This is a genomic window from Streptomyces sp. NPDC051567 (genome assembly GCF_044454165.1).
In the GTDB taxonomy this organism is placed as follows: domain Bacteria; phylum Actinomycetota; class Actinomycetes; order Streptomycetales; family Streptomycetaceae; genus Streptomyces.
Genome location: NZ_JBITDK010000038.1, coordinates 14,961 through 38,452, shown reverse-complemented (window position 1 = coordinate 38,452; position 23,492 = coordinate 14,961). Strand labels below are relative to the sequence as shown.

Below are 23,492 nucleotides of genomic sequence, written 5' to 3'. Positions count from 1 at the left end.
GGGGGGGGGCCCCCCCCCCCCGGGCGGGGGGGGGGCTGGGGGGGGCCCCCGCGGGCCGCGCCCCCCCGCCCCCCCCCCGGGGCGGCCCCCCCCGGGTCCTGGTCGATCAGCGCGACCTCGACTCCCGCGCCGGTCAGGGCCAGGGCCACCGAGGTGCCCGTGGTCCCGCAGCCGATGACGACCGCGGTGCGCGGGGCGGGGACGGTGGCGGTCACGGCGACTCCTGTGCGAGGGCTTCGGGAAGGCTGCGGAAGCGGGGTTGGTGGGCTGCGGGTGGAGCGTACCGGTGTGGTCATCAGGGCTCAGTGGTCGCAGTTCCGGTGGGCGAACTGGCCCGGGGTGCGCCCCTCACCGGCCGGGCCCCGGTAGGCCTGGGCGATGTCCAGCCAGCGGTCGGCCTCCTCGCCGGTGGCGGTCAGGGCCAGGTCGTCGCGGTGGCGGCGGCGGGTGACCAGCAGGCAGAAGTCCTCGGCCGGGCCGGTGACCTTGTTCTCCGCGTCCTCGGGGCCGAAGGCCCACACCTCGCCGGCCGGGGAGGTCACCTCGATGCGGAACGGTTCGGCCGGCGGGGTCAGGCCGCGCGAGAGGTAGCCGAAGTCACGGGTGAGGAAGGCGAAGAAGACCAGGTGGCGCAGGCGGTCGGTGGGCTCGCGGCGCACGCCCAGCGCGTCGGCGATGTCCTGCCCGTGGCCGAAGAGCTCCATGATTCCCGCGGCGGCCAGCACGGTCGGCGGCAGCGGGTTGACCAGCCACGGCACGACCTGGCCCGCGGGGACGGCGTCGAGGGAGTCCACGGAGGACCGGCCCAGCGCCCGGAAGCGGCCCAGCAACTGGGCCGGGGGGAACTGGTTGAACTGCTGGAGCGCGGCGTTGACCGAACCGTCGAAGTCGTGGGCGGCTCCGGCGGCGATCTTCGCGAAGGCATCGGCGTCGGAGGCGGCGGTGCCGGCCAGGTGGAAGATGAAGGTCAGGTGGGCGATCTGGTCGGCGACGCTCCAGCCCGGGGCGGGGGTGGGGGTGGCCCAGCCGGCCTCGTCGAGGCCCTCGACGAGACGCGCGGTCTCCTCGATCTCGATGGCGAGGTCCTTCACGACGTCGTTGAGGGGGTTCTGCGTGGTCATGGGGTCATCTCCTGGTCGAGGTGTGGTGGTGCGGGTGGCGCCGTCCGGTCAGCGGGCGGCGGATGTCATGGGGCGGGCCGGTCACGGGAACCGGCTGCCGATGGCGACCGCCGCGGTGAGCGCCGCCCACGAGGTGAGGCGGACCAGCTCGTGGTCGCCGGGGTGCACGGCGCGGAACCCGGTGAGGTCCGCTTCGGTGATCTGGTACGGGGCGAGGGCGACGAGCAGGGCCAGGCGGGCCGTGGGCAGGTGCTCGGCGGCCAGTCCTTCGGTGGCGGGGCCGAGCCAGTGGCGGCCGGGTCCGGGGGCGGCGCCCCGGTGGAGGGAGAGGGCGAGGTGCAGCCGTTCGCGGACGGCCCCGGGCACGTGTTCCTCGGCCGCGGCGTCCGCCGAGGCGACGGCGCGGGCGAGCGCTCCGGCCACCGTGGGTGCGGCCTCGGCCCAGGCCAGTGCGGCGGGCAGCGGCGCGGCGGGCAGCAGGCCGAGGGAGGCGCCGGCGGCCACCGGGGTCCGGCTGTCGGGCCGCATGCCGCGGGCGACCATCCGCATCACCGGGGCCCGTCCGGCGGCCGGGGCCGCCGCCGGGACCGGGGACGGGGGCAGGAAGAGGCGGACCATCCGGTTGAGGTAGTGGAAGGTGACGGCGACGCCGTACAGCTCGGCGGTGCCCGCGGGGTCCAGGGGCAGCGGCGGGTCCGCGGCGGTCGCTTCGGCGCTCGTACGGGCCCACTCCGCGAAGGGGGTCAGGGTGTCGGTGTCGCGGCCGTCCGGCAGGGTGTCGAGCTTGGCCTGGTGGACCTCGACGCAGTACGGGCACTCGTTGGCCCGGGAGACCTCGACGGCGACGGCTTCCCTGGCGGCCCGGGTGGTGTGCCCGTCGGCGAGCAGGGTCTCCCTGAGCAGCAGCCAGGAGGCGGCGAGTGCCTCGGGGGCCGGCGAGTGGAGGGCCAGCGGTGGCGCGAGGACCCCGAACTCCCGGTGGGCCTGGCGGTAGACCTCGGCCACGAGGCCGACGGCTTCCGCCCGGGGGACGGCCGTGACGTGCCGGATCTGCTTGAAGGAGCCTTTCAGCAGGGTTCTCGCGAGCGGTCTCATCACTGCCTCCTCTTCCTGGTCGTTGATGGTTCCGTGAAGCAACTCACGGGTCGCGCGGCGGCTCGGGCGGCAGCGGACCGGCCCGCGCCGAAGGTCCGAGGGTCCGAGGGTTGAGGGTTCGAGAGTTCTTTGAAGCAACTCACTGGTCGGCGAAGAGCCGGGAGGAGCCGTCAGACGGTGACGAGCTGGTTCTTGCGCGGCAGCGGGAGCGGGAGCACGGTCCGGGCCCCGTTCTTGTAACCGGTCGGGGCCGGGGCTCCGTACGTGACCGCGATGCCCTTGCGCTGGGCAGCCGCCACGATGTGGGGGACCGCGCGCTCGGCGATCGCCGCGATGGTCATGGCCGGGTTGACGGTGAGGGCTCCGGGGACGGCGGAGCCGTCGGTGACGAAGATGCCGGAGTGGCCGCGCAGTTCGTTGGTGTCGTCGAGCGCGGACGTCTCGGGGTCGTCACCCATGCGGCACGAGGCCAGCGGGTGCACCGTGTAGGCGCCGACGAGGTCGTTGGTCCACGGCATCACCTTGGCGAGGCCGTCCTTCTCCATGATCTCCTTCACGTCGGCGTCGGACTGGTTCCAGCCGTGCCAGGTGTTCTCCGTCGGCTTGTACGAGAGGTTGCCGCGGCCCAGCATCTGCTGGGAGATGCGCATCGCGTTGCCGGTGGCCGGCGGCGGGCCGAAGACGCCCTCGTTGTCGTCCTCGGTCATCGAGAAGATCGTGAGCCAGGACTTCCACTGCTTCAGGATCTCCTTCTTCTCCTTTCCGAACCAGGTCGGGCCCGTGGCGTCCGGTGCCTGAGCGAGGATCGTGCCGAGGCCCGGCGGGAAGTAGAGCTGTTCCAGGGAGTAGCGGGAGTACTCGGGCAGGGAGCCGTCGAGCTTGTCCCAGCTGGCCACGGTCGGACCCTTGCCGATGGCGTTGGCGGCGTACGGCAGTTCCCCCTCCGCGCGGGAGAGGCCGAGGACCTCGGTGACCTTGTCCTCGTTGAGGATGGCGGTGTTGAGCCGCTCGCCGTTGCCGGAGAAGTAGCGGCCGACCGCGTGCGGCATCGTGCCCAGGTGGCCCTCGCTGCGCTGGAGGATGACGGGGGTGGCGGCGGCGCCGGCGGCCAGCACGACGATCTTCGCCTCGATCACACCGGAGCCGGTCTGCAGGCGGTAGTCCTCCGGGTCGACGGTGTTGAAGTGAATCCGGTAGTCGCCCTCGGCGGTCCGGGTCAGGTACTGGATCTCGTGCAGGGGGCGGATCTCCGCGCCGTGGGCGAGTGCGCCCGGGAGGTAGTTGACCGTGAGGGCCTGCTTCGCCTCGAAGCGGCATCCGGCCATCATGAAGTTGCAGTTGACGCACTTGGAGTTGTCGATGGCGGCTGCGAGGGGGTTGGCGGTGCGCCCGGAGTGGTGGCACGCGGCGGCCCACAGGCCGCCCGCGTAGGAGGCGTCCTCCCAGTCCTGCTGATTGACCGAGAGGGCCTCCTCGACCCGCTCGTACCAGGGGTCGAGCGATTCGCGGCTGACGGACTCGGGCCACATGCGCCGGCCGATGCTGCCCTTGCGGTCGAAGACGAAGTGCGGGGCACGGGGCATGGCCGCGAAGTAGACGACGGAGCCACCGCCGACACAGTTGCCGCCGAGGACGCTCATCCCGTCGCCGACGACGAAGTCGAAGGCCCTCGTGTAAGAAGAGCCGAGCTTGTAGTCGTGCTCGAAGTCCTTGGGCTGAAGCCACGGCCCACGTTCCATGACGGTGACCTTCGCGCCTCCGGCGGCGAGGTGGTAGGCGGCTATGGCGCCGCCGAACCCGCTGCCGACGACCAGGACATCGGTCTGCTCGGGCTGCTCGGGCTGCTCGATCCGGTCGGTCGGCTCGGTCGGCTCGGTCTGCGTCGTGTTGTCGCTCATGCTGGGCTCCCGGTGGAGGTCGTGTCGGGGTGGAGGTCGGCGAGCTTGCGGCCGTAGCCGAAGTCCTGGAAGCGCCAGAGGCCGTCGGCGTCCGGCTCGGTGATGCCCATGGCGGTCAGGCCGGGGTGGCCGGCCTCCAACGCCTGTGCGGTGTGCAGGTGGGCGGCCGAGTCGAAAGCCATGTTGCAGAAGAGCGAGAGCAGGACCCAGAAGTCCTTCTCGGGGTGACCCGGGGTGGTCAGCCGCTGGATCAGCCGCACCCGGTCGTCGTAGTCGAGTGCCACGAAGGGCGGCACCGTCCCGTCGAGCTCCAGGCCCGCCTCACCGGCATAGGTCCTGGTGTGGTCGTTGACGAGGTTCGCGAGATCTTCCAGGCCGTCGTGGATGCCGGTGGCGTCCCAGCGCAGCAGCTCCAGGGCGCCGGCGGCGACCGCTCCGCCGCCCGTGCTGACGCCGGCGACCGCACGATCCCCGGGCCAGCGCTTCTCCCCGGGCACGATCGTGTCGGCGTACGCCTCCAGCGTGAGCGTCTGGTCGGCGCCGATCTCGACCCTCCGTTCCGTTACTTCTTCTACAGCCGACAACTCGGCCTCCGCTCGGGGTGTCTGTGGTTTCCGGTGACGTAGGAAGAACGTAGAACTGCAGAGTCTTTTCGAGCAACCAAGTCCGCCCGTTCATATCCCCCAGTGAGTCCCTTCACTGAACTAGCCAGAGTCGCCGCATCGGTCTCCACGAGACCGAAAAAAAAGAGGGTGTTCTCTATCCTTCTCGCAGAGGTGTTCCTTCCCGGCTGTTGAGCGGGGGTTCTGCGGGCAGGTGGGGTGCGGGCACGGGCAGGCACGAGGGGGAGACTTGAAAACGAACGACGCGACCCGGACGCATTCTGGCGACCGCACGTTCGAGGTCCGTATCGACTCACTGCTCGCAGCCGATTCCCCTCGCCTGGACGGGATGAACGAACAGCACGTGCGGCGGCTCGCGGAAATGTATCCGGCGCTTCCGCCCGTGCTGGTCCACCGCATCACCCGGCGGGTGGTGGACGGAATGCACCGGGTGGCCGCCGCACTGTCCCTGGGGATGGAGTCCATCGAGGTCGAATATTTCGACGGCACCGACGAGGAAACTTTTCTGCGCTCCGTCTCGGTCAATGTCGCGCACGGCCTGCCGCTGACGGTCGCCGACCGCAAGGCGGCCGCCGTGCGCATCCTGACCTCGCACGCCAGGCTGTCCGACCGGGCGGTCGCGGCTCACGTCGGCGTCGACCCGAAGACGGTCGCGGCCATCCGCCGGGGTTCAACCGGGGAAGATCCCCAGGCGAACCTCCGGGTGGGGATGGACGGGCGGGCGCACCCGCTGGACCGCACCTCGGAGCGCATGCACGCCGCCGAACTCATGACCCGGCACCCCGAACTACCGCTGCGGACAGTGGCCCAGGCCACCGGGATTTCGCTGGGAACCGCGCACGACGTGCGTCAACGCCTCCTGCGCGGAGAAGATCCGGCCCCCCGCAACCGTCGCGGCACCGAGCCGGCCGCGACACCCGGCCCACGCCCGCCCCACGCGGCACCGGCCGTGGACGAGGCGCGGCCACAGCCGGACAGCACCGTACCCGCGCAGCCGCGCCCGGCGCCCGGCCGGACCCACGGAGCGGGCCCGGCCCAGGCGCTGTCGGGCCGGGGCCGCGCCTCACTGGAGTCCCTCGGCCGGCTGACCCGTGACCCGGCGCTGCGCCAGTCGGAGTCCGGCCGGCATTTCCTGCGCTGGCTCAACACCCATTTCGTCGTGGACGACGCCTGGCGGCAGCAGGCCGGCGCCGTCCCTCCACACTGCACGGACGCGGTCGCGGAACTGGCGTTGCAGTGCTCCCGTACCTGGCAACGATTCGCCGAGGAACTGTCCCGGCGACGGCTGACCGACACGGCTACCGCACCTGAATGGCGCGCGGTCTCCGATCCTCGGCATTGAGATTTTCCAAGAAGAGAGGGAGACACGGTGACCACCACCGCCATCGAGGCTGCTGTCCTTCGGGTGATCGACGAAATGCATGCGAATCTCGGCCAGGAACTGACCATCGACGACATGGCACGGACCGCCATGTTCAGCAAGTTCCATTTCACCCGGATTTTCCGAAATGTGACCGGCACGTCTCCCGGGCGGTTCCTTTCCATGCTCCGTCTCCAGGAGGCCAAACGGCTCCTCATCGAGACCGAATTCAGCGTCGCGGACATCAGCAGCCAGGTCGGCTACAGCAGTGTGGGCACCTTCAGTTCACGTTTCAAGGCCTGTATCGGTGTCTCTCCGAGCATGTTCCGGGAAAGAGACGGGTTCGCCCCTGAAATCGGTTTCGCGCCGGTGCACACCCCGAGTGTTCCCGGAATTCGCAGCACGCTGCGGGGCCGTGTGCAGGTGTCCGAGGGCCGGGCACCCGGCTACTGCTTCGTCGGTCTCTTCCCCACGCCCGTCCCGCAGGGACAGCCGGTCCGCTGCACCGTGCTGGAGGGTCCCAGCTCTTTCGAGCTGTGCGACGTCCCGGTGGGCACCTGGTACGTCCTCGTGCACTCCGTCCCGTACGGCTACGAGCACCTGCCGTCGGGCACCGGTGACAACGACGCCGTCTCCGTGGGGTGCTACGGCCCGGTGACCGCGCACGCCGACACCCTGATGATGCCCGCCGAGATCACGCTGCGTCCGCTGCACGCCTCGGCGCCGCCGGTCCTGACGGCCCTGCTGGACCTGCGCAACCACGCTCTGGACGCCGTCGCCAGCTGACCCGACGGCACACGAAGGGGCCGGCCGGTACGTTCAGCGCGCCGCACGGATCGTCATGGGGAGCCCCCCGCGCATCCGCAGGGACATCATCGGCTCGGCGACCTCCTCGTAGCCCGGCACCACGTCCAGGTCCAGGTCCCGGGTGAGCAGGGCGGTGACGAACACCGCCTCCATCATCCCGAGGTTGCTGCCGATGCAGAACCGCGGCCCGGCGCCGAAGGGAATGTAGGCGTACCGGGGCCGCCGGGCGACCCGGGCCGGCTCGAACCGGCTCGGGTCGAAGCGCTCCGGGTCGTCCCACAGGTCCGGGTGGCGGTGCAGCGTGTACGGGCACACCAGCACGTCCGCCTTGGCCGGGACGGTGAACCCGCCGACCTCGTCGGCCCGCTGGGCGATCCGCGGCAGGATCCACACCGGCGGGTACAGCCTCATCGCCTCCTGCACCACCTGCATCGTGTACGCGAGCTTGTGCAGGTCGTCGGTCTCGGGCAGGCGTCCGCCGGCCAGCACCGCGCGGGCCTCGTCGCGTACGAGGTCCCGTATCCGCGGGTGGCGGGCGAGCAGCAGCAGGGTCCAGCCGAGCGTGCTGGCCGTCGTCTCGTGCCCGGCGAGCAGCAGGGTGACCAGTTCGTCCTGGAGGCGCTTGCGCCCGAGGGCGGGGTCGTTCTGCTCCCGGGCGGCAAGGATCATCCGGGAGAAGGCGTCGTCCGCGCCGTCGCCGTGGGACATGCGGGTGCTGCGGTCGGCGACGAGCGCGTCGACGGTGGCCGTCAGTGCGGCACGGGCCTTGCGGAAGCGGCGCTGCGTCGCGAACGGCACCCAGGTCGGCACCAGGCCCTGAGTGACCATGTCGAACATGGCCTGGTCCTGGACGGCCTCGAAGGCGTGGGCGATCCCGCCGTGGCCGTCCATGCCGGTGTCCATGAGGGTCCGGCCGAGCACCCCGAGGGTGAGGCCGGTGACCTCGTGGAGCACGTCGACCGGCGCGCTGCCCGCGCGGGAGCGCAGCAGGTCCAGCAGGCGTCCGGCCTCCTCGGCCACGACGCCCGCCTGGGCGGCGATCCGCCCCGGTTTGAAGGCGGGCTGGACGTTGCGGCGCTGGGCCTTCCACAGGTCGCCCTCGCTGGTGAGGAGGCCGTCCCCGAGGACCTTGCGGGACTCCACGAGCCCGATGCCCTTGTGGTAGTTGGCGGCGTTGTCGGCGAGGACGTGCTTGGCGTAGTCGGGCCGGTTGAAGATGTACATCTTCTTCGGCCCCATCGAGACGCGGACGGCGTCGGAGAGTTGCGCGGCGTCGCGCATCATGCCCAGCCGGTCGACGGCCAGCTTGCGCAGCAGGCCGGGCAGGGCCCACACCGGTGGGCCCTGCGGATGTGCGCTCATGGTGTGCCTCCCTGTGCCGGGACGGCGAGCGGGCGGAACCGGCCGCGGTGGAAGACCAGCGGCTCCCGGTCCGGCAGCTCGGCCATGCTGATCACCCGGCCGAGGTGGATGGTGTGGTCGCCCCCGTCGTAGGCCCGCCACTTCGCGCACTCGAAGTGCGCGGCGGCTCCCGCGATCAGGGGGGCGTCGAAGACACCGCCCGGCAACCAGTCGACCGCGTCGAACTGTTGCGCGCCCACCGGGCGCGAGCGGTCGGCGAAGTGCCGGGCGACGGCCTCCTGGCCGGATTCGAGCACCGAGACCGAGAACGTGTCGGCCTCGGCGAGGGCGCGGTGCATGAGCGCCTCCTTGCCCACGCACAGCAGCACGAGCGCCGGGTCCAGGGAGACCGAGGTGAAGGAGTTCGCGGTCATGCCCCGGGGCGTGTCGCCACCGACGGTGACCACGGTCACCCCGGTGGCGAACGCCCCGAAGGCCCGCCGCAGCCGCACGGGGTCGCCGATGTCGACGCCCTGCGCGGGTGCGGCGGTCAGAGTGCTCATGCGGCTCGCCCCGACAAGGCGCGCCCTTGCGCCGAGTACGGCTCCAGGGCCCGCACGAGCGCCTCGGGGATGAGCGAGGGAACCGTGTTGGTGTTCGGGCCCCGCATGCAGGCGATGCGCTGCCGGCCGCGGGCGATCAGCACCTCCACGCCGCTGGTCACCTTCACGTAGTCGAAGGTGAACTCCAGCTGGGTCTGTCCGAGGTCGGACAGGCGCATCCGGATCGACAGCTCGTCGAAGGCGGTGATCTCGGCGAAGAACTCGCAGTCCACCTTGAGGGTGAACAGCTTGAGGTCGTCCTGCACCTCGGCCAGCACGTCCGGCGCCTTCTGGTACAGGAAGAGCTCGCGGCACCGCCCCTGCCAGCGGAGGTAGTTCACGTAGTAGACGTTGCCGACGAGGTTGGTCTCCTCGAAGCCGACGGTGTGCCGGTACTCGAAGTACTCTTCCGCCATGGTCTAGGACCGCCCTTCGATGAGATCCGCTTCGTGGGTCAGGAAGGCGAAGACCGCGGGTTCGAGCGCGTCGCGCAGCGACGTGACGAAGGTGGCGATCCGCAGGTCGCCGGCGGCGAAGACCACCCAGGCGTCCTTGCGGCTCGGCAGCAGCGTCAGCGGTGCGCCCGCCATGATCCCGGCCTTCTTCAGGCATTCCACCGCGCTCCACACCCGGGTGGCCGCGGTGTCGGGCGCCTCGCCCGTCTCCTTGGCCACCAGATCGGCGACGGGTGTGTGCTCGCCGAGCAGACCGTGCCACTCGGCGGCCGGTCTCATGCTGACCGCCTCGATGTCACAGGCCACCTCGGAGGCGGAGACCGCGCTGACGGTGACGCCCAGGCCGTGGGCGGCCGACATCGACATGTGCCCGCTCCCCTCCAGCTCGGGCCGCCCGTCGGGGCGGTGGTGGACCGTCACCGGGGAGCCCAGGGCGCGGGCCGCGGCGTCCGCGGTGAAGGTACGGCGCTGTGCGACGGACCCGGCCGGGATCTCACCGTGCGGTTCGACCGCGACGGCGATCCGGGCACCGAGGACGTCCTCCAGCGTGCGTTCCAGGTACGGGCCGAGGAGCGGGGCGACCCAGGGGCCGGACCCGTCCGTCTTGCGCACCGCGTGCAGGGTCAGGCCCTCCCAGCGTTCGACGACGGTGCCGTCCTCGGCGCGGACCGCGATGTCATACACGTACGTGTCACCGTCGCGGCTGCGCTCGACGGCGGCGTACCGCAGCCGGCCCGGGACGTGCGCGCCGTTGCCGAGCGGATGGATGCGCTCCACACCCGAGGGCAGCAGGGTGGCGTCGGGGACGCACACCTGGTTGCCGTGCATGAGCGCGTCGCGCATGCCCGGGTCGGCGAGCAGCAGCTCACCGGGCAGGAAGCCCGCGAACCAGTCCTGCGGATGCTGCTGCACGTCCACGTCGGCGTCGACGTGGCGGGCGGCCGCCCGGTGGAAGCGGTGCAGGCGCTGGAAGCGCGCGCCTTGGAACAGGACGCCGCCGTACAGGTCGCCGGCCGGGTCCAGGGGGACCGGCGGGGTGTCCTCGGAGACCTGGAACGGCGGGCCCTGCGGGACTTGCGCACCGGAGTAGACCAGCCGGGCACGGAAGTGCTCGGCGACGAATCCGGTGTCCTCGGCGTGGACGGCCACGTCCACGGTGTCCGCGCCGGTGACGGTGGCGGCGATGCGGATGCGGGTGCTGCCGTTCGGCGGCACCACGATGGGGCGCAGGAACTTGGCGCCCTCGATGACCGGGACGGTGTCGCGGCCCGTGACGGCGGAGCCGACCTGGACCATGGCCTCCATGCCGATCACGGCGGGCATCAGCAGGTTGCCGTCGAGCAGGTGGTCGGCGAGGTACGGGTCGGTGCCCTCGTTCAGCTCGACCTCGGTGACCAGTTCGACGCCGTGGTAGCGGATCAGCGGGTTGCCGGTGAAGCGCAGCAGCGGCAGGGCCGGCAGTTCCCTGCGTACGGTGCCGATGCCCTCGGTACGGCCGCTGATGACGGTGACCACGGGTGCGTCCGGGTCGGAGATCAGGCGCAGCAGGATCTCCACGCCCTGGTCCGGGGAGACCGGGGTGATGCCCTCGCGGGAGAGCGACTCGACGACGGAGAGCTTCTCGCCCATGCCGACGCCGGACCACACCGACCACTCCATGCAGCGCGCGCGGAGCCCCGGGTGGGCGCGGGCGGTGTCCTCGGTGAGGTCGGCCAGCCACTCGTTGGCGGTGGCGTAGTGGGCCTCGCCGCGCAGTCCGGCCCGGCCGATGATGGAGCCGAAGGCGACCAGCAGCTTGAGGTTTCCGGGGCCCACGGTGTCCAGGACGGTGCGCAGGCCGTCGACCTTCGGGGCGAAGGTGCGCCGGAAGTCCTCGGCCTCCAGGTGGGTCAGTGCGTTGGGCTCGTTGCGTCCGGCGCCGTGCAGCAGGCCGGTGATCCTGCCGAGTCCTCCTTCGAGTTCGGCGACGGCTCCGCGCACCTGGCCGGCGTCGGTGACGTCGGCGCGCGCGTAGCGCACCTCGACCCCGGCGTCGGACATGCGTCGCAGGTTGTCGGCGAGTTCCTTGTCCTGGGCCGGGTCGGAGCGGCCGAGGACGGCCAGCTTCGTCCCGGTGCGCAGGGCGATCGCCAGGGCGCACTCCGCGGAGATGCCCTTGCCGCCGCCCGTCACGAGCAGGACGTCGGAGGAGGTCAGCGGCGCGTCCTCGCGCGTCTGGGTGACGGGCAGGGCCCGCAGCGTCGGGACGCGGCGCACGCCGGACCCGTCGTGGTGGACCTCGGTGAACCGTGCGGTCGCGGCGACCTCGGCCACCACCCGCTCCACCGCGTCGTCCGTCACCGGGGTGTGGACGACGGTGGTGCGCAGGTGCGGGGCCTCCAGGTGCAGGGTCTTGGCCAGACCGGCCGCCCCCCGCCCGTCCTGGACCAGGACGAACCTGCGGTCGCGGTGGCCGGCCAGGGCGCTCTTGGCCGCGGCGAGAACGTCTTCCAGTTGTTCCTGGGAGCAGCCCTTGGGCAGGACGGCGAGCACGCCGGGGCCGACGCCCGCCTGTTCCAGCTCCTGCTTGAGCCGTTCGGCCGGTGCCTGCCCGCCGGGGGCGAACAGTTCCCAGGGGCCGTCGGCCTCGGCGGGTGCGGTGCGCGGCCGGGCGACCTCGTCGAGGTCGACGGCGAAGGGGCGGGCCCAGGTGGCGGCGCCCGCCACCACCGGGGCGGCGTCTTCGTCCCGCGTCACTCCGCCGGTGCTGGCCAGGGTGTCGAGGGCCTCGGCCAGTTCGGCCAGGGTGGCGGTCGCGAAGTTGGTCGGTACCTGCGCGGCGGCGATCCCGAGGCGGGACGCCGCCTGGTTGACGATCTGGCCGACGGTGATGGAGCTCATGTGCAGGTCGTCCAGGAGCCGGCTGCCGGGGTCGACGAGGTCGGCCGGGAGTTCGGCGCGCTCGGCGACGAGGCCGCGCAGGACCTCCAGGGCCGCGGCGGCGTCCCCGGCGGGGGCCGGGGCCCGGGTGGCCTGTTCCTGCGCCGCCTTGGCGGACCTGGCGGCCTGTGCCGCCTTGATGGCGTTGGCGGCCTTGGCGGACTGGGCCGTGGGCGGGGCCGGAGCGGTGGACGTGACGGGCCGCTCCAGGTATCCGGCCGGCCGGGTGTGCTGGGGCGCCTGTTCGCAGGGGCTGGCCAGGAAGCTGAACTCCTGCCCGACTTCCAGCGGCTTGATCAGGCGGTCCTGGAAGAGCCGGTCGAGCGCGAGGGGCGCGCCCACGACGAACGCGGCTCCGGCCACCTGGAGCAGCGGGCGCAGCGACTCGTCGTCGGTGTTGAGGGAGACGGCCGGGACACCGGTCGTCGCCTGGGCGAGGCCGCTGAGCACCCGGCCGGGGCCCACCTCGACGAAGAGGTCGACCTCGGCGGCGGCTGCCCGGACCGCCTCGGTGAAGCGGACCGGGTCGGTGATCTGGCGGCTCAGCAGCGCCGCCACATCGGTGTTGTACTCCAGTTCGATGCCGGTGACGGTCGAGATGACCTTTCCGGCGACGGGGCCGAAGCGGACCCCGGCGAGCCAGTCGCCGAAGGCCGCCGCGGCGGGGGCGACCAGCGGTGAGTGGAAGGCGTGCGAGACGGCGAGCCGCGTGCAGCTCACGTCCGCCCGCTCCGCGCGCCGCTGGACCTCCTCGATCGCCTCGACGGGACCGGCGACGACCGTCTGCCGGGGCCCGTTGTGGCCCGCCACCACGGCCGGCAGGCCGGTGATGAGGTTCCCGGCCTCTTCCGGCGTGGTGCCCAGGGAGGCCATGGTGCCCGAGGCGCTGTGCTCGGCCATCGCCCTGCCGCGCACCCGCGCGGCTTCCAGCAGTGTCTCCTCGTCGATCGCGCCCGCCCAGTGCAGGGCGGAGAGTTCTCCGAGGCTGTGTCCGACGGCGACGGACGCCTCCAGGCGCAGCGAGTCCAGGACCCGCAGGCCCGCGGCGGAGCCGGTGGCGATGCGGGGCTGCGCGACATCGGTGGCGACCATGTCGCCGGAGGAGGGCAGCCCGGCCCGGTCGAAGATCTCGGCGGCCTCGGGGAAGCGGCGGCGCAGCGCGCCCCCGCCGGTGCCCTGGCCGGAGCCCTGGCCCGGGAAGAGGAAACCGATGCGGCCCCGTCCGGTCGCCCGGCCGAGGAAGCTGCGGCCGTCCGCCGAGGTGTGCGAGGTCTCCCCCGCCTCCAGCAGGTCGGCCAGGTGTCCCAGGCGGCGCTCCGCGTCCTCGGGCGAGGAGGCGACGACGGCCACCCGGCAGGGCAGGCCGCGCAGTTCGCGCTGGAGGGTGGCGGCGAGGTCGGAGACCTGGCCGTAGGAGACCTGGGCGACGAAGCGGGCGACCTCTGTGGTGCGGGCGAGCAGGGCGCGCGGCGAGTCGGCCTCCAGGAGCAGCAGTTCGCTGTCCTGGGGGGAGTGCGCCAGGGTGGCGGAGCGGGGGCCCGGGGCCGCGCGCCGCCGTCCGGCGGGCTCGTCCAGGACCACGTGCGTGTTGATGCCGCCGAAGCCCATGGCGGTGATGCCCGCGCGGCGGGGGGCGCCCTCGGGCCATGCTTCGGCCTTGCGCAGTGCCTTGAGGTTGGCGCCCTCCTCGGTGAGCAGTTCGTGCGGGTCGACGGTGCCGATGGCCGGAGGCAGGGTCCGGTTGTCGACGGCCAGGGCCGCCTTGATCAGGCCGGCGACGCCGGCGGCGGCCTTGGTGTGGCCGATCATGCCCTTGATGGAGGTGATCGCGGCGAGGGGCGCCGCGGGGTCGGCCGCGGCCCGTGCGCCCATGAGGGCGGTGAGTTCGGTGGCGTCGCCGACGGCGGTACCGGTGCCGTGGCCCTCGAAGAGGCGGACGGTCTCGATGCCGAAACCGGCGCGGTCGTAGGCTCGGCGCAGGGCCAGCTGGTAGCCGCTGACCTCGGGCCGGGTGATGCCGCCCTGGCCGTCGGAGGAGACGCCCCAGCCCGCGATGGTCGCGTAGATGCGGTGGCCGCCCGCGAGGGCGTCCTCCTCGCGCATCATGACGATCATTCCGCAGCCCTCGCCGGGCCAGAAGCCGTTGGAGCCGCGGTCGTAGAGCTTCATCTCGCCCTTGGCGAGCGCGCCCGTCTTGGCGAAGCCGATGATCTCGAACGGGTCGATCGAGAGGTCCACGCCGCCCGCGACGGCGACGTCGATGTCACCGTTGACGAGCGAGGTGCCGGCGGTGGTCACCGACAGGAGGGAGGAGGAGCAGGCTCCGTCGACGGTGTAGCCGCCGCCGTTCAGGTCGAAGTGGTTGCAGATCCGGCCCGCGATGGTGTTGGAGAGACCGCCGGCGAGGGTGTCCTCGTCGATGGCCGGGAAGGGCTCCTTGTACGCGGTCTCTACGTCGCCGAGGAACTCCGCGACCCGGGTCTCGTCCCAGTCCTCCTGGCCCGCGAGGGCCTCGGCCATCACGCGCCGTACGTACGGCCAGCGCAGCCGCATCACGTTGGCGCGGGCGAACTCGCCGGTGAGCGTGTTGCCGACGACGACTCCGGTGCGCTCGCGCGGCAGCCCCTCGCCGGCCGGGAAGCCGGCGTCGGCCAGGGCGCGCCCGGCGGTGTCCAGGGCGAGCCAGTGGGTGAGGTCCGTGGAGCGGAAGGTGGAGCCGGCGATCTTGTGGGAGATCCGGTCGAACTCGTATCCCTCCAGGACCGCCGCGTTGCGGGCGTAGAAGGTGTCCGGGGTCGTCGGGTCGGAGTCCCAGTAGTCGTCCAGGTTCATCCGTTCGCTGGGCAGGCGGCGGAAGGCGCGCCGTCCGGCGACGGCGTTCTCCCACAGCTCGCCGGGGCTGGCGGCGTCGGGGTAGCGGCAGGCCATGCCGACGATGGCGATACGTGTCATGCCGCCACCGCGATCTTGTCCTGGCCGGACGGAACGGGCTGGCCGCTCTTGTCTGCGGGGGCGGGGGCGGGGCAGGCGCACTCGCCGGTGCAGCCGCACTTCAGGAGGGCGGGCAGGACGGCGGTGGGTGCCTCGGAGGCGGTGAGGGCCGGCTTCTCGGCGGCGGCCTTCTCCGCGGCCTCGGCCGCGCGGCGCTTGGCGACGACGTCGGCGCTCCAGAGGAAGGCGCCGCGGACGGCGCAGACGAGCGCGGTGGCGAAGAAGATGCCGTACACGACGTGCAGGGCGGTCAGGACGCCGTACACACCCGCGACGCTGCCGCCGAAGGCGATCTGGCCCCACTTGGAGGAGGGGGTGGTGCCCGGGTCCGTGATCATGTAGTTGGTGAAGAGCACGAACGCCACGCCCGTCATCATCGCGAGGGCCGCGGGGATGGAGGTGTCGAAGATCAGGCCGCGGACGACCGCCTGGAGGGCGTAGCCGCCGACCCAGGCCAGGATCAGCCACATGCGCTCGGTGAGCTTGGCGTTGAGCAGGGTGCCGAGGACGATGATGATCGCGGGGACGAGCCAGTCGAAACCGCCGTCGAGGTACTCGGTGAAGTGGTACGGCGGTGCGATCGAGGCCCACGGGAAGAGGACCAGGATGACCGCGATGCCGAAGTTCGACGGGTTCATGAAGTGGCGCAGCCGGCCCTTGACGGGGGCGCGCAGGACCCACTTGGTGCCGACGGCGACGATGACGCCGAAGATCATGACCCAGACGAGGTCGTTGACGTAGGTCAGCATGTTCACCGCGAGGGCGGTGATGTGGGCGGGGAAGAGGAACTCCACCAGGCCCTTGAAGCCGTTGCCGCGGAAGCGCGGTGCGCGTCCCTCGGAGCGGGCGCCGACCGCCTCCAGGGCCAGTTCCAGGGTGTAGGCGGTGGCCAGGGCGATGAACGGCCAGGTCCAGGGCTGTTCGAAGCCGAGGACGGTGTAGCCGAGGATGTTGAGCACGGAGATCGAGATCGCGAACCGGCGGAGCGCGGTGACGACCTTCGGGTTGTGGCGCGGCCCGGCGGGTGCCGGGGCGGCGGCGGTCAGGGGTGCGGACATGGTCACTTCTCCTTCGCCTCGGTGCCGAGCTCGACGCTGTGGCGGCCGGGGGCCAGCTTCAGTTCCTGCTCGTGGACGGTGCCGGCGCGGTCGCGCCAGGTGAGCTTGACCGGCAGCGGTCCCTTGATGTCGGAGCCGAGTCCGATGTGGACGTCGGTACTGCGCTTGCCGGAGTGGCCGCCGCCGCCGTCGACGCGGGCGATGCGCTTGGTGCCGTCGGGCAGCTCGACGCAGACCTCGGCGCCGATCGCGGGCGATCCGGACTCGCGGTTGAGCTTGAGCGCCAGGAACGAGCCGGTGCTCTCACCGGTGTTGTGGAGGAAGACGGGCTCGCCCCACTGGCGGGCGACCGCCAGGTCGAGGCGGCCGTCGCCGTCGACGTCGCCCGTGGCCAGGCCGCGGGTGGGGATGGGCTCGGCGATGCCGAGGGACTTGGACAGGTCGATGTAGCGTCCGCTCTCCTGGTCCTTGGCGAAGAAGCGCAGGTGCTGGCTGCCGGCCAGGTCGTCGCCGTGGCGGACGTTGGGCCACCACATCGGGTTGGAGGTCAGGGCGTCGTTGGCGGTGGCCAGTTCCTGGAGCTGGGGCCAGCGGTTGGTCTTGCCCTTGACGAAGCCGAGCGCCTGGGTGATCTCCAGGGTGCCGTCGTTGTCGAAGTCGCCCGTCTTGACGTCCCAGCCCCAGCCGGACCAGGCCAGGCCCAGGTCGGTGGACTTGTCCTTGTACGGGGCCACCCCGTCCTGGAACCGGCCCTGGAGTTCGGCCTTGCTGTTCGCCTGGTTGATGAAGGCGAAGTTCGACTCCTGGATGCCGAAGGAGGTGGTGATGTTGCTGACGAACATGTCGTACAGGCCGTCGTTGTCCAGGTCGCCGAAGTCGGCGCCCATGCCCTTGAACGAGCTGCGGCCCAGCTCCTTCGACTTGGGCACGGTGCCCGAGTGCACGGCCTTGACCTCGCCGAACTCGATCTTCCCGGGGCGGGACTTGTTGTAGAGCAGCGCGGAGGTGCCGAAGTCGTGCGCGAGGAAGACTTCCGGCAGGTGGTCGCCGTCCAGGTCGGCCGCGGTGGCGCCGAGCGTCCAGCCGTGGGCGAGGCCCTGCGGGACGGCCCCGTCGGTCTTCTCGTAGCCGTCCTTGGTCCAGCGGAAGAAGTGGCCGCCGCCGCCGTTCTGGGCGTGCGAGAGCGACTCGTTCATCACGACGTCACCGTCCTTGGAGGAGTCCAGGACGGGGCTGTCGGGGAAGTAGTTGCCGATGAAGATGTCGTCGTGGCCGTCGCCGTCGAAGTCGGCGACGGCGGCGGCGTTGGAGTTCCACAGCGGGCCGGTGTACGTGGCGCCCGGCTTGCCGGGGAGCAGCTCGGTGGGGGTGAAGGAGGCGGCGGTCAGGGGTGCGCCCTTGACGCTCTTGTTGGTGAAGACGACCGGGGTGCGGCCCCAGTAGTAGACGAGGAGGTCGGTCGCGCCGTCCTCGTCGAAGTCGCCGGGGACGCAGCCCATCGGTGCCATCGTCGTACTGGTTCCCAGCGGCCCGAGGTCGAGGGCGAACGGCGCGTACGCGTCCCCCCGCGTGGGCGCCGGGGTGACGACGGCCTGGTCGATCCGCGGGTCGTTCACGCACAGGTCGTTGGGCAGGCCGTCGCCGTCGATGTCGTTGACCGCGATGCCGGCGCCGACCGAGGAAATCCATCCCTCGATGTGACGGTACGCCTTGTTGACCTTTCGGACCTCCTGCTTCGGGAATCCGGCTGGCATCGCTATCGACAGCGACTCGAAGCCGAAACTCTTGGCAAGCTCCTCGGTCTCGGCCGCCGATGATTCAGGCAGGCGGACGCCGTAGAAGGTGCCGACCATCAGGGCGAGAGCCATAATTCCCGGCGTATTCTTACGCACCCAGTTCTTTTTTGTCGTCACTGATCGGCGCCTTTCCGAATAAGAGAGAGAGAAGCAAGTTCGGCGGCGACGTCACGCCGCCACGACTCGTATGCGGGGGAACTGCCCTGGCCGTCGGTGGAGGGTCGCAGCCCGGTACAGACCGAGGCCGCCTCCTCCGCCGTCGTGCCGCAGACGACCCGGGCGGCGAGGTGGGTGTGGTCGATGACCGTGCCGGCCTTGATCCGGGCCTCGATCGCGAACGCCGAGCCCTGGGCCAGCGCCCAGCGGTGCTCCCCGGCTCCCGCGACGAAGCGCGTGAGCTCCACCTCGGTGGCACTGCCCGCGTAGGCGCAGGCGAGGCCCGCGCCGGCGTACAGGTCGCCGTGCCGGTGGCTCGGGTAGGAGGCGATCAGACCGGCCACGACCTCCGGGTCGGTGCCGCCGACGAACCACAGTGCGCGGCCGATGCCCTGGTCAATGGCGTTCGGGGTGTAGTAGTCGTGTCCGCCGTTCCAGCGGAAGGGGTGCTCGGCGGCGGGGGTGCGCACGTACGCACCGGTCTTGAAGTACGCCTGGTGGAAGCCGTAACCGTCCAGGGCGAGCCAGCGCAGCAGCGGGTCCGTCCTGCTGATGTCCGGCCACAGGAACCTGGGCAGCCGGGCCATCGCCCAGCCGACACCGACGTAGATCATGTAGTCGTGGTGGCGGCCCTCGCCGGCCAGCAGGCCCGTGAGGCGGCCGCTGTGGCCCGGCAGCGAGTCGTGCACCACCGCACCCATGCCCGCACCCTCGTACGCGAAGCCGCGCATGTCCCGGGGGACGGTCTCCAGCAGTTCCTCGGCCTCGGCGGCCGAACCCGCCTCGACGGCAAAGGCATATCCTCGGAGGAAGACCTCACCGATGTGTTCGAGACGTGTCTTTGCCTCCGGGCTCTTCACATGGAACCCGCGCACCTCCATCGTCGTCTCGGAAACAGGAGGTGTGAGCACACGGCGCCGTAGCGCACCAAATTTAGTGGACACCGGTTCGGACCGCCCCTCGTAGAATCCCGAATTCCCTCACCGAATGGGAATCTATCCATGGCTCCAGGAAGGTATCTACTTCCGCCGTGCTCAGTCGGTGAAAAGTAGATACGAAATCTACGGTTCGTCATACGGGCGAGGCCGCGAGGGCCCGCAGCCGCTCGCGCGCATTGCGGCGCCACACCTCGTACGCGGGCCCCGGCCCGGTGTGGGCCGCGCCGGGGGCGGTGTCGTCGGCGAGGTGCGCGACGGCCTCCACGCCCAGGCCCGTGAACGCCTCGACGGCGGCGCGGCTGTGCTCCGGGACGAAGCCGGCGTGGTGGCGCGCCTTGGCGGCGAAGAGCGAGCCCTGCGCGAGGTGGTCCCACTCCTGCCCCGCCTCCGCGCGCAGGGCGGCGCGGTCGGCGGCGGTGGTCCCTCCGGCGAAGGTCGCGGCCAGGCCCACACCGCTCCACAGGTCTCCGTGGCGGTGCGCGGCGAAGGCGCGCACGGCGGCCGAGACGTTCCCGGTGTGGCCGCCGTGGATGAACCACAGGGCCCGGCCGACGCCCTGGTCGAAGGCGCGCGGGAAGTAGTCCGCGTCGCCCTCCCACGCGTAGGGGGTGTCCACGCGCTGCCCGGCGACCCACCGCGCGGTGTCGAAGTAGGCGCGGTCGAAGCCGTACCCGTCGACGCAGAGCCAGTTCATGGCCGGGTAGTACTCCGGCTCGTCGAGGTCCGGTACGAGCTTCTTCCACAGCGGGCGCGGCAGCTTGGCCATGGCGAAGCCGATGCCGATGTAGTTGAGGAAGATGTGCCGGCTGCCGCCGCCCCGCAGCAGGTCGCGGGTGCGGTGCCCCTTGGGGCCCATCACGTCACGGATCGCGCAGGCCATGGTGGCGCCCTCGTACGCGAACCCCTGTACCTCGGGGTCGACGAGGGCGAGCCGGCGCTCGGTCGTCGCCAGGTCGCGGTCCTCGACGGCCCACTCGAATCCGGTGACGACGGCCTGCGGGACGGCCTCCAGCTTGCGGGTGCGAGCGCTCGGTCGCACGTCGAAGCCGCGTCCCGCGAAGCTCACGTCGTCCAGGGACGGGGCCATGGCCAGCCTGCGCAGTGCTCCCAGTACGGGCACGGACGCCTCCTCGTACGGGCCGCCCTGCCGGCGGCCGGAGGCGACATCGTCGGGGCACGGCTGCCGCGAGGGCATCTTCGTCCGTGCGCAGCGGTGTCACCGGGCGCACGGGGGCCAGGTCCGGGCGGGGGCACGGAGTTCCGCCTGTTCAAGGGCGGTTCATCGGAGGCTGGGCCTGGTCAGCGTACGGGGCGCACGTCCACTTCCTCGTCGTGCACCTGGCGCCCGCACCGGTCGCAGCGCAGCTCGGCGTGGACCGTCCCGTCGCAGCCGGTGTGCTGGGCCCGGCGCGGCGGGCCGAGTTCCTGGGGCAGGTTGCGGTCGCCCCATTGCATGAGGGCGATGACGGCCCGCGTCAGGTCATGGCCCGCCGGGGTGAGCCGGTACTCGTGACGGACTGGTTTGTCCTGGTAGGGGACCCTCTCCATGATTCCGTGGTCGACGAGCCGGGTCAGCCGGTTGGTCAGGACGTTGCGGGCGATGTCGAGGTTTCCGAGGAAGCCGTCGAAGCGCCGGACACCGAGCAGCGCCGAGCGGACGATCAGGAGCGTCCAGCGCTCCCCCACGACCTCCAGCGTCCGGGCCAGGTTGCAGTCCTGGCCTTCGTACGTATGTCTCAGCATTCGCTCACTCTAGGTACCACACAGGTTTCGTGAAAGGACTGAGGCGACGGCGGCGGCACCGCCCGGGGAGGGGGCCGGAAGGCGACCGCGCCCGCCGGTGGGACCGGGGTGCCGTTCTCGGGCCCACCGGTACGGCAGGGCACGGACGGGTGTTCAGAGCGGTGTTCAGAGCGGTGTTCAAAGGAGTGTGCAGAGGGGTGTTCAGACGGCCTGCGCAAGCGGTTCACCGCCGCCGGGCCGGCCGAGGTGACGGTAGGCGTGGGCCGCCGACACCAGGGTCATGTGGTGGTGCCAGCCCGGGTACGAGCGGCCCTCGAAGTCGAGCAGACCGAAGCCGTCCTCCAGTTCGCGCACGGCCTGGGAGGTGCGGTCCAGCAGCCGGGTCAGAGCCAGGACCTCCTCCGTCCGGGTCTGGATGAGGCTGGTCAGCCACAGTTTGACGGGCTGGCGCCCGCGGTCGGAGAGCACGGCGATGAGCCGGTAGGTGCGGTGCACCTGTCCCCCGGCCGCCGACGGGTCGGGCAGCCGCACGAAGCTGGACACGACGGTGTGGTGCCGTCCCTGTCCGCTCCACGGGCCCACCGTCTCCATCCTGGTCAGGCCCGCCGCGTCGAACTCGAAGAGGCTGCGGGCGGTGAGCAGCATGCCCGGCCCGTCCGCCGTGTTCGACCGGTGCAGCCGCAGGTGACGGCCGGCCAGCACCTGGAGGCCGCCGGGCACCGCGACGACGAAGTCACGGCCGCGCTGGGCGAGCCCGCGGACGAGCACGGCCGCTCCCGTGGACTCCCCGAGATCCGCGACGACGGGCACCGGCGCCTTGCGGCTGACGGCGGCGAGGGCGTCGACCACGTCGAGCCCGTGCTGCTCGGGCGAGCGCTGCCCGGCGCCGGCGGGGATGCGGGTGCGCTGCCTGCGCTCGGGGTTCTTGGCCCACGACCCGGGGAGCAGCAGCCGCCAGTCCACGGGCACGGCCACGTCCCGCGTGGCCAGGAACCCGCCCACGCCGACCTGGCAGGTGACGGAGCGTCCGGTGGCGGGGACGAAGCGGCGGTGCACCCCGCAGGAGTGCTCGCCGCGCTTGCGCAGCACCGCGAGGTCGAGCACCCAGGCACGCGGGGCCAGCTGCTGCTCGGTCCACTGGGCCAGCTCGCCGCAGACCGGCGCCCAGTCCCAGGGGCTGGCGTTGACGAACTGGTGCAGCGACTGTGAGGCGGTGGGCGAGTCCGAGACGGCGGCGGCGAGCCGTCGTACGGACTTCTTGCCCGGTGTGGTGAGCAGGCTCTGCACGTACATCTGCGCCCAGCGCCGCTGGTCCGTCCTCGGCAGGCACTCGAAGACCCGCTCCGCGAACACCGGCATCGGGACCTGAGAGTCCGTCAACGCGTGCATGACCATGGCGTGTTCCCTCCCTAGTGCCTGCCGACGGCCGGCGATCACCATGAAATAATAGCGAACGTCCTCTTTTTTTTACGACTCAGGAGAGTTGTTGAACCACTTCGCCAAGTCGGGACCCTGCGCCCGGCGTTCACCACAGCACAGTCATAGACCTAAGGACGAGGAGCGGGGCGGCCTGCGGACCGCCGCCGCGAGGAGGCCCGTGTCCCCTGAACCAGCAGTGGCCGAAGGTCCGATCAGGTTCGGAACATCTTGGGCAACTCCGCCTTGCGCGCTGCCCCACGGGAGCCGAAGGATGGTTCCCTAACGTGAACGCCGACTCGACGAGAAAATCCGGACCAGTGCGCCGGCGGCACGGAACCACGCCCCACTTGCGCCCAGTGGCGAGCGCTCAACGGGAGACAGCATGGTGAAGCAGGAACGTGCGATGCGTACACGCACGACCCTGATACGGGCCGCCGCGGCGGAGTTCGACCGCGACGGGTACGACGGGACGTCCCTGGCCCAGATCAGCAAGGTCGCCCAGATCTCGATCGGCGCGGTCACCTTCCACTTCCCGTCCAAGGCGGAGCTCGCTGACGCGGTCCTCGCCGAGGGCAACGCGGTGACCCTCGCGGCGATGGAGAAGGTGCTCTCCGCGTCCTTGCCGGCGCTGTGCACGGTGGTCGATCTGAGTCTGGAACTGGCCCGGCTGATGGAGCAGGAGACCGTCGTCCGTTCCGCCATCCGGCTCTCCCGGGAGCGGCACGGCTGCACCTCCTGGTCGGACCTGTGGCTCCCCACGGTCCGCCGTCTCCTGGACCAGGCGCACGAGGACGGCCAGCTCCGCGACGACGCGCTCCCCGCCGACGTCACGACGCTGGTCGAGCACCTGCTCGGCGGCGCCGAGACCTACCTGCGCTGCCGGATGTGCACGGAGGTGGCGTACGAGGGCGCCGTGGGCCAGCTCAAGCGGCTCTGGCACCTCGCCCTGGTGGGCGTCTCGGCCACGGACCGGGCCGGTGCGCCGACCTTCCCCGGGCTCCGTGCGCCGGACTGACCGCGCCGTCCCCGTACCGGACCGCCCGTCGGCCCGGTACGACCGTGCCCGGGGGCGCTCGTAACGCCCCCGGGCACGTCCCGGCCGGCCCCCGCCCGCCCCGCGTTGGCCACACCCGGCCCGGCGGGGGCCGACCCAAACCCGGGGCCGGGGGA

17 protein-coding genes are annotated in these 23,492 nt (G+C 71.7%); 3 read left to right on the top strand and 14 right to left on the bottom strand.

All coding sequences use genetic code 11. The features are described from left to right. Positions 1-302: 302 nt before the first annotated feature. From ACIA5F_RS28400 to ACIA5F_RS28385, 4 genes are all read right to left on the bottom strand, one after another. Positions 303-1,121 (bottom strand): TIGR03084 family metal-binding protein, encoded by an 819-nt coding sequence (locus ACIA5F_RS28400; RefSeq protein ID WP_399357840.1) that lies wholly within the window; start codon positions 1,119-1,121, stop codon positions 303-305. An 81-nt stretch (positions 1,122-1,202) separates the two neighbouring features. Next, positions 1,203-2,216 (bottom strand): carboxymuconolactone decarboxylase family protein, encoded by a 1,014-nt coding sequence (locus ACIA5F_RS28395; RefSeq protein ID WP_399357838.1) that lies wholly within the window; start codon positions 2,214-2,216, stop codon positions 1,203-1,205. 170 nt (positions 2,217-2,386) lie between these two features. Then, complete coding sequence (locus ACIA5F_RS28390; protein ID WP_399357836.1) at positions 2,387-4,114, bottom strand: GMC family oxidoreductase N-terminal domain-containing protein; 1,728 nt, start codon at positions 4,112-4,114, stop codon at positions 2,387-2,389. Next, a complete protein-coding gene (locus ACIA5F_RS28385) occupies positions 4,111-4,698 on the bottom strand; it encodes a DUF5987 family protein (protein WP_399357834.1) in 588 nt (195 codons plus the stop codon). The genes ACIA5F_RS28390 and ACIA5F_RS28385 overlap by 4 nt, the downstream gene beginning before the upstream one ends. 367 nt (positions 4,699-5,065) lie before the next feature. Between ACIA5F_RS28385 and ACIA5F_RS28380 the strand changes: the two genes are divergently transcribed. Together ACIA5F_RS28380 and ACIA5F_RS28375 are read left to right on the top strand one after the other, a co-directional pair. Further along, positions 5,066-6,079 carry a ParB/RepB/Spo0J family partition protein gene (locus tag ACIA5F_RS28380; RefSeq protein WP_399357832.1) on the top strand — a complete coding sequence of 338 codons (1,014 nt, stop codon included), beginning with the start codon at positions 5,066-5,068 and terminating at the stop codon, positions 6,077-6,079. A 27-nt stretch (positions 6,080-6,106) separates the two neighbouring features. Further along, on the top strand, positions 6,107-6,883 hold the full coding sequence (locus ACIA5F_RS28375; protein WP_399357829.1) for a helix-turn-helix domain-containing protein: 777 nt from the start codon (positions 6,107-6,109) through the stop codon (positions 6,881-6,883). 33 nt (positions 6,884-6,916) lie between these two features. On the opposite strand, the gene ACIA5F_RS28370 is transcribed toward ACIA5F_RS28375, so the two are convergent. The 10 genes from ACIA5F_RS28370 to ACIA5F_RS28325 form a co-directional block, all read right to left on the bottom strand. After that, positions 6,917-8,266: a cytochrome P450 gene (locus ACIA5F_RS28370; RefSeq protein ID WP_399357827.1), complete on the bottom strand. Its 1,350-nt coding sequence runs from the start codon at positions 8,264-8,266 to the stop codon at positions 6,917-6,919. Beyond that, complete coding sequence (locus ACIA5F_RS28365) at positions 8,263-8,808, bottom strand: flavin reductase family protein (RefSeq protein ID WP_399357825.1); 546 nt, start codon at positions 8,806-8,808, stop codon at positions 8,263-8,265. The genes ACIA5F_RS28370 and ACIA5F_RS28365 overlap by 4 nt, the downstream gene beginning before the upstream one ends. Next, a complete protein-coding gene (locus tag ACIA5F_RS28360; RefSeq protein WP_399357823.1) occupies positions 8,805-9,263 on the bottom strand; it encodes an acyl-CoA thioesterase in 459 nt (152 codons plus the stop codon). The genes ACIA5F_RS28365 and ACIA5F_RS28360 overlap by 4 nt, the downstream gene beginning before the upstream one ends. A gap of 3 nt (positions 9,264-9,266) precedes the next feature. Beyond that, positions 9,267-15,173, bottom strand: a complete 5,907-nt coding sequence (locus ACIA5F_RS28355; protein WP_399357821.1) for a type I polyketide synthase — start codon at positions 15,171-15,173, stop codon at positions 9,267-9,269. Then, entirely contained in the window at positions 15,170-16,270 is a 1,101-nt protein-coding gene (locus ACIA5F_RS28350; protein WP_399357819.1) for an enediyne biosynthesis protein, read from the bottom strand. Before ACIA5F_RS28350 ends, ACIA5F_RS28355 begins: the two co-directional genes overlap by 4 nt. Positions 16,271-16,272: 2 nt before the next feature. Next, on the bottom strand, positions 16,273-18,123 hold the full coding sequence (locus ACIA5F_RS28345) for a CRTAC1 family protein (protein ID WP_399357853.1): 1,851 nt from the start codon (positions 18,121-18,123) through the stop codon (positions 16,273-16,275). A 56-nt stretch (positions 18,124-18,179) separates the two neighbouring features. After that, entirely contained in the window at positions 18,180-19,166 is a 987-nt protein-coding gene (locus ACIA5F_RS28340) for a DUF1702 family protein (protein ID WP_399357817.1), read from the bottom strand. Positions 19,167-19,293: 127 nt separating this feature from the next. Next, complete coding sequence (locus ACIA5F_RS28335) at positions 19,294-20,280, bottom strand: DUF1702 family protein (protein WP_399357851.1); 987 nt, start codon at positions 20,278-20,280, stop codon at positions 19,294-19,296. A gap of 179 nt (positions 20,281-20,459) precedes the next feature. After that, positions 20,460-20,903 (bottom strand): winged helix-turn-helix transcriptional regulator, encoded by a 444-nt coding sequence (locus ACIA5F_RS28330; protein WP_399357815.1) that lies wholly within the window; start codon positions 20,901-20,903, stop codon positions 20,460-20,462. 201 nt (positions 20,904-21,104) lie between these two features. Continuing rightward, entirely contained in the window at positions 21,105-22,292 is a 1,188-nt protein-coding gene (locus ACIA5F_RS28325) for an IS701 family transposase (RefSeq protein ID WP_399357814.1), read from the bottom strand. Between the two features lie 433 nt (positions 22,293-22,725). Here ACIA5F_RS28325 and ACIA5F_RS28320 point away from each other — a divergent pair, with 433 nt between their 5' ends. Further along, entirely contained in the window at positions 22,726-23,337 is a 612-nt protein-coding gene (locus ACIA5F_RS28320; RefSeq protein WP_399357812.1) for a TetR family transcriptional regulator, read from the top strand. Positions 23,338-23,492: the final 155 nt, after the last annotated feature.

Excerpts from the sequence above, each read along its gene's own strand:
- ACIA5F_RS28325 (WP_399357814.1), bottom strand. The coding sequence starts at position 22,292 with ATGCACGCGTTGACGGACTCTCAGGTCCCGATGCCGGTGTTCGCGGAG.
- ACIA5F_RS28360 (WP_399357823.1), bottom strand. The coding sequence starts at position 9,263 with ATGGCGGAAGAGTACTTCGAGTACCGGCACACCGTCGGCTTCGAGGAG.
- ACIA5F_RS28320 (WP_399357812.1), top strand. The coding sequence starts at position 22,726 with ATGCGTACACGCACGACCCTGATACGGGCCGCCGCGGCGGAGTTCGAC.
- ACIA5F_RS28350 (WP_399357819.1), bottom strand. The coding sequence starts at position 16,270 with ATGTCCGCACCCCTGACCGCCGCCGCCCCGGCACCCGCCGGGCCGCGC.
- ACIA5F_RS28400 (WP_399357840.1), bottom strand. The coding sequence starts at position 1,121 with ATGACCACGCAGAACCCCCTCAACGACGTCGTGAAGGACCTCGCCATC.
- ACIA5F_RS28345 (WP_399357853.1), bottom strand. The coding sequence starts at position 18,123 with ATGGTCGGCACCTTCTACGGCGTCCGCCTGCCTGAATCATCGGCGGCC.
- ACIA5F_RS28370 (WP_399357827.1), bottom strand. The coding sequence starts at position 8,266 with ATGAGCGCACATCCGCAGGGCCCACCGGTGTGGGCCCTGCCCGGCCTG.
- ACIA5F_RS28380 (WP_399357832.1), top strand. The coding sequence starts at position 5,066 with ATGAACGAACAGCACGTGCGGCGGCTCGCGGAAATGTATCCGGCGCTT.
- ACIA5F_RS28390 (WP_399357836.1), bottom strand. The coding sequence starts at position 4,114 with ATGAGCGACAACACGACGCAGACCGAGCCGACCGAGCCGACCGACCGG.
- ACIA5F_RS28355 (WP_399357821.1), bottom strand. The coding sequence starts at position 15,173 with ATGACACGTATCGCCATCGTCGGCATGGCCTGCCGCTACCCCGACGCC.
- ACIA5F_RS28395 (WP_399357838.1), bottom strand. The coding sequence starts at position 2,216 with ATGAGACCGCTCGCGAGAACCCTGCTGAAAGGCTCCTTCAAGCAGATC.
- ACIA5F_RS28330 (WP_399357815.1), bottom strand. The coding sequence starts at position 20,903 with ATGCTGAGACATACGTACGAAGGCCAGGACTGCAACCTGGCCCGGACG.
- ACIA5F_RS28365 (WP_399357825.1), bottom strand. The coding sequence starts at position 8,808 with ATGAGCACTCTGACCGCCGCACCCGCGCAGGGCGTCGACATCGGCGAC.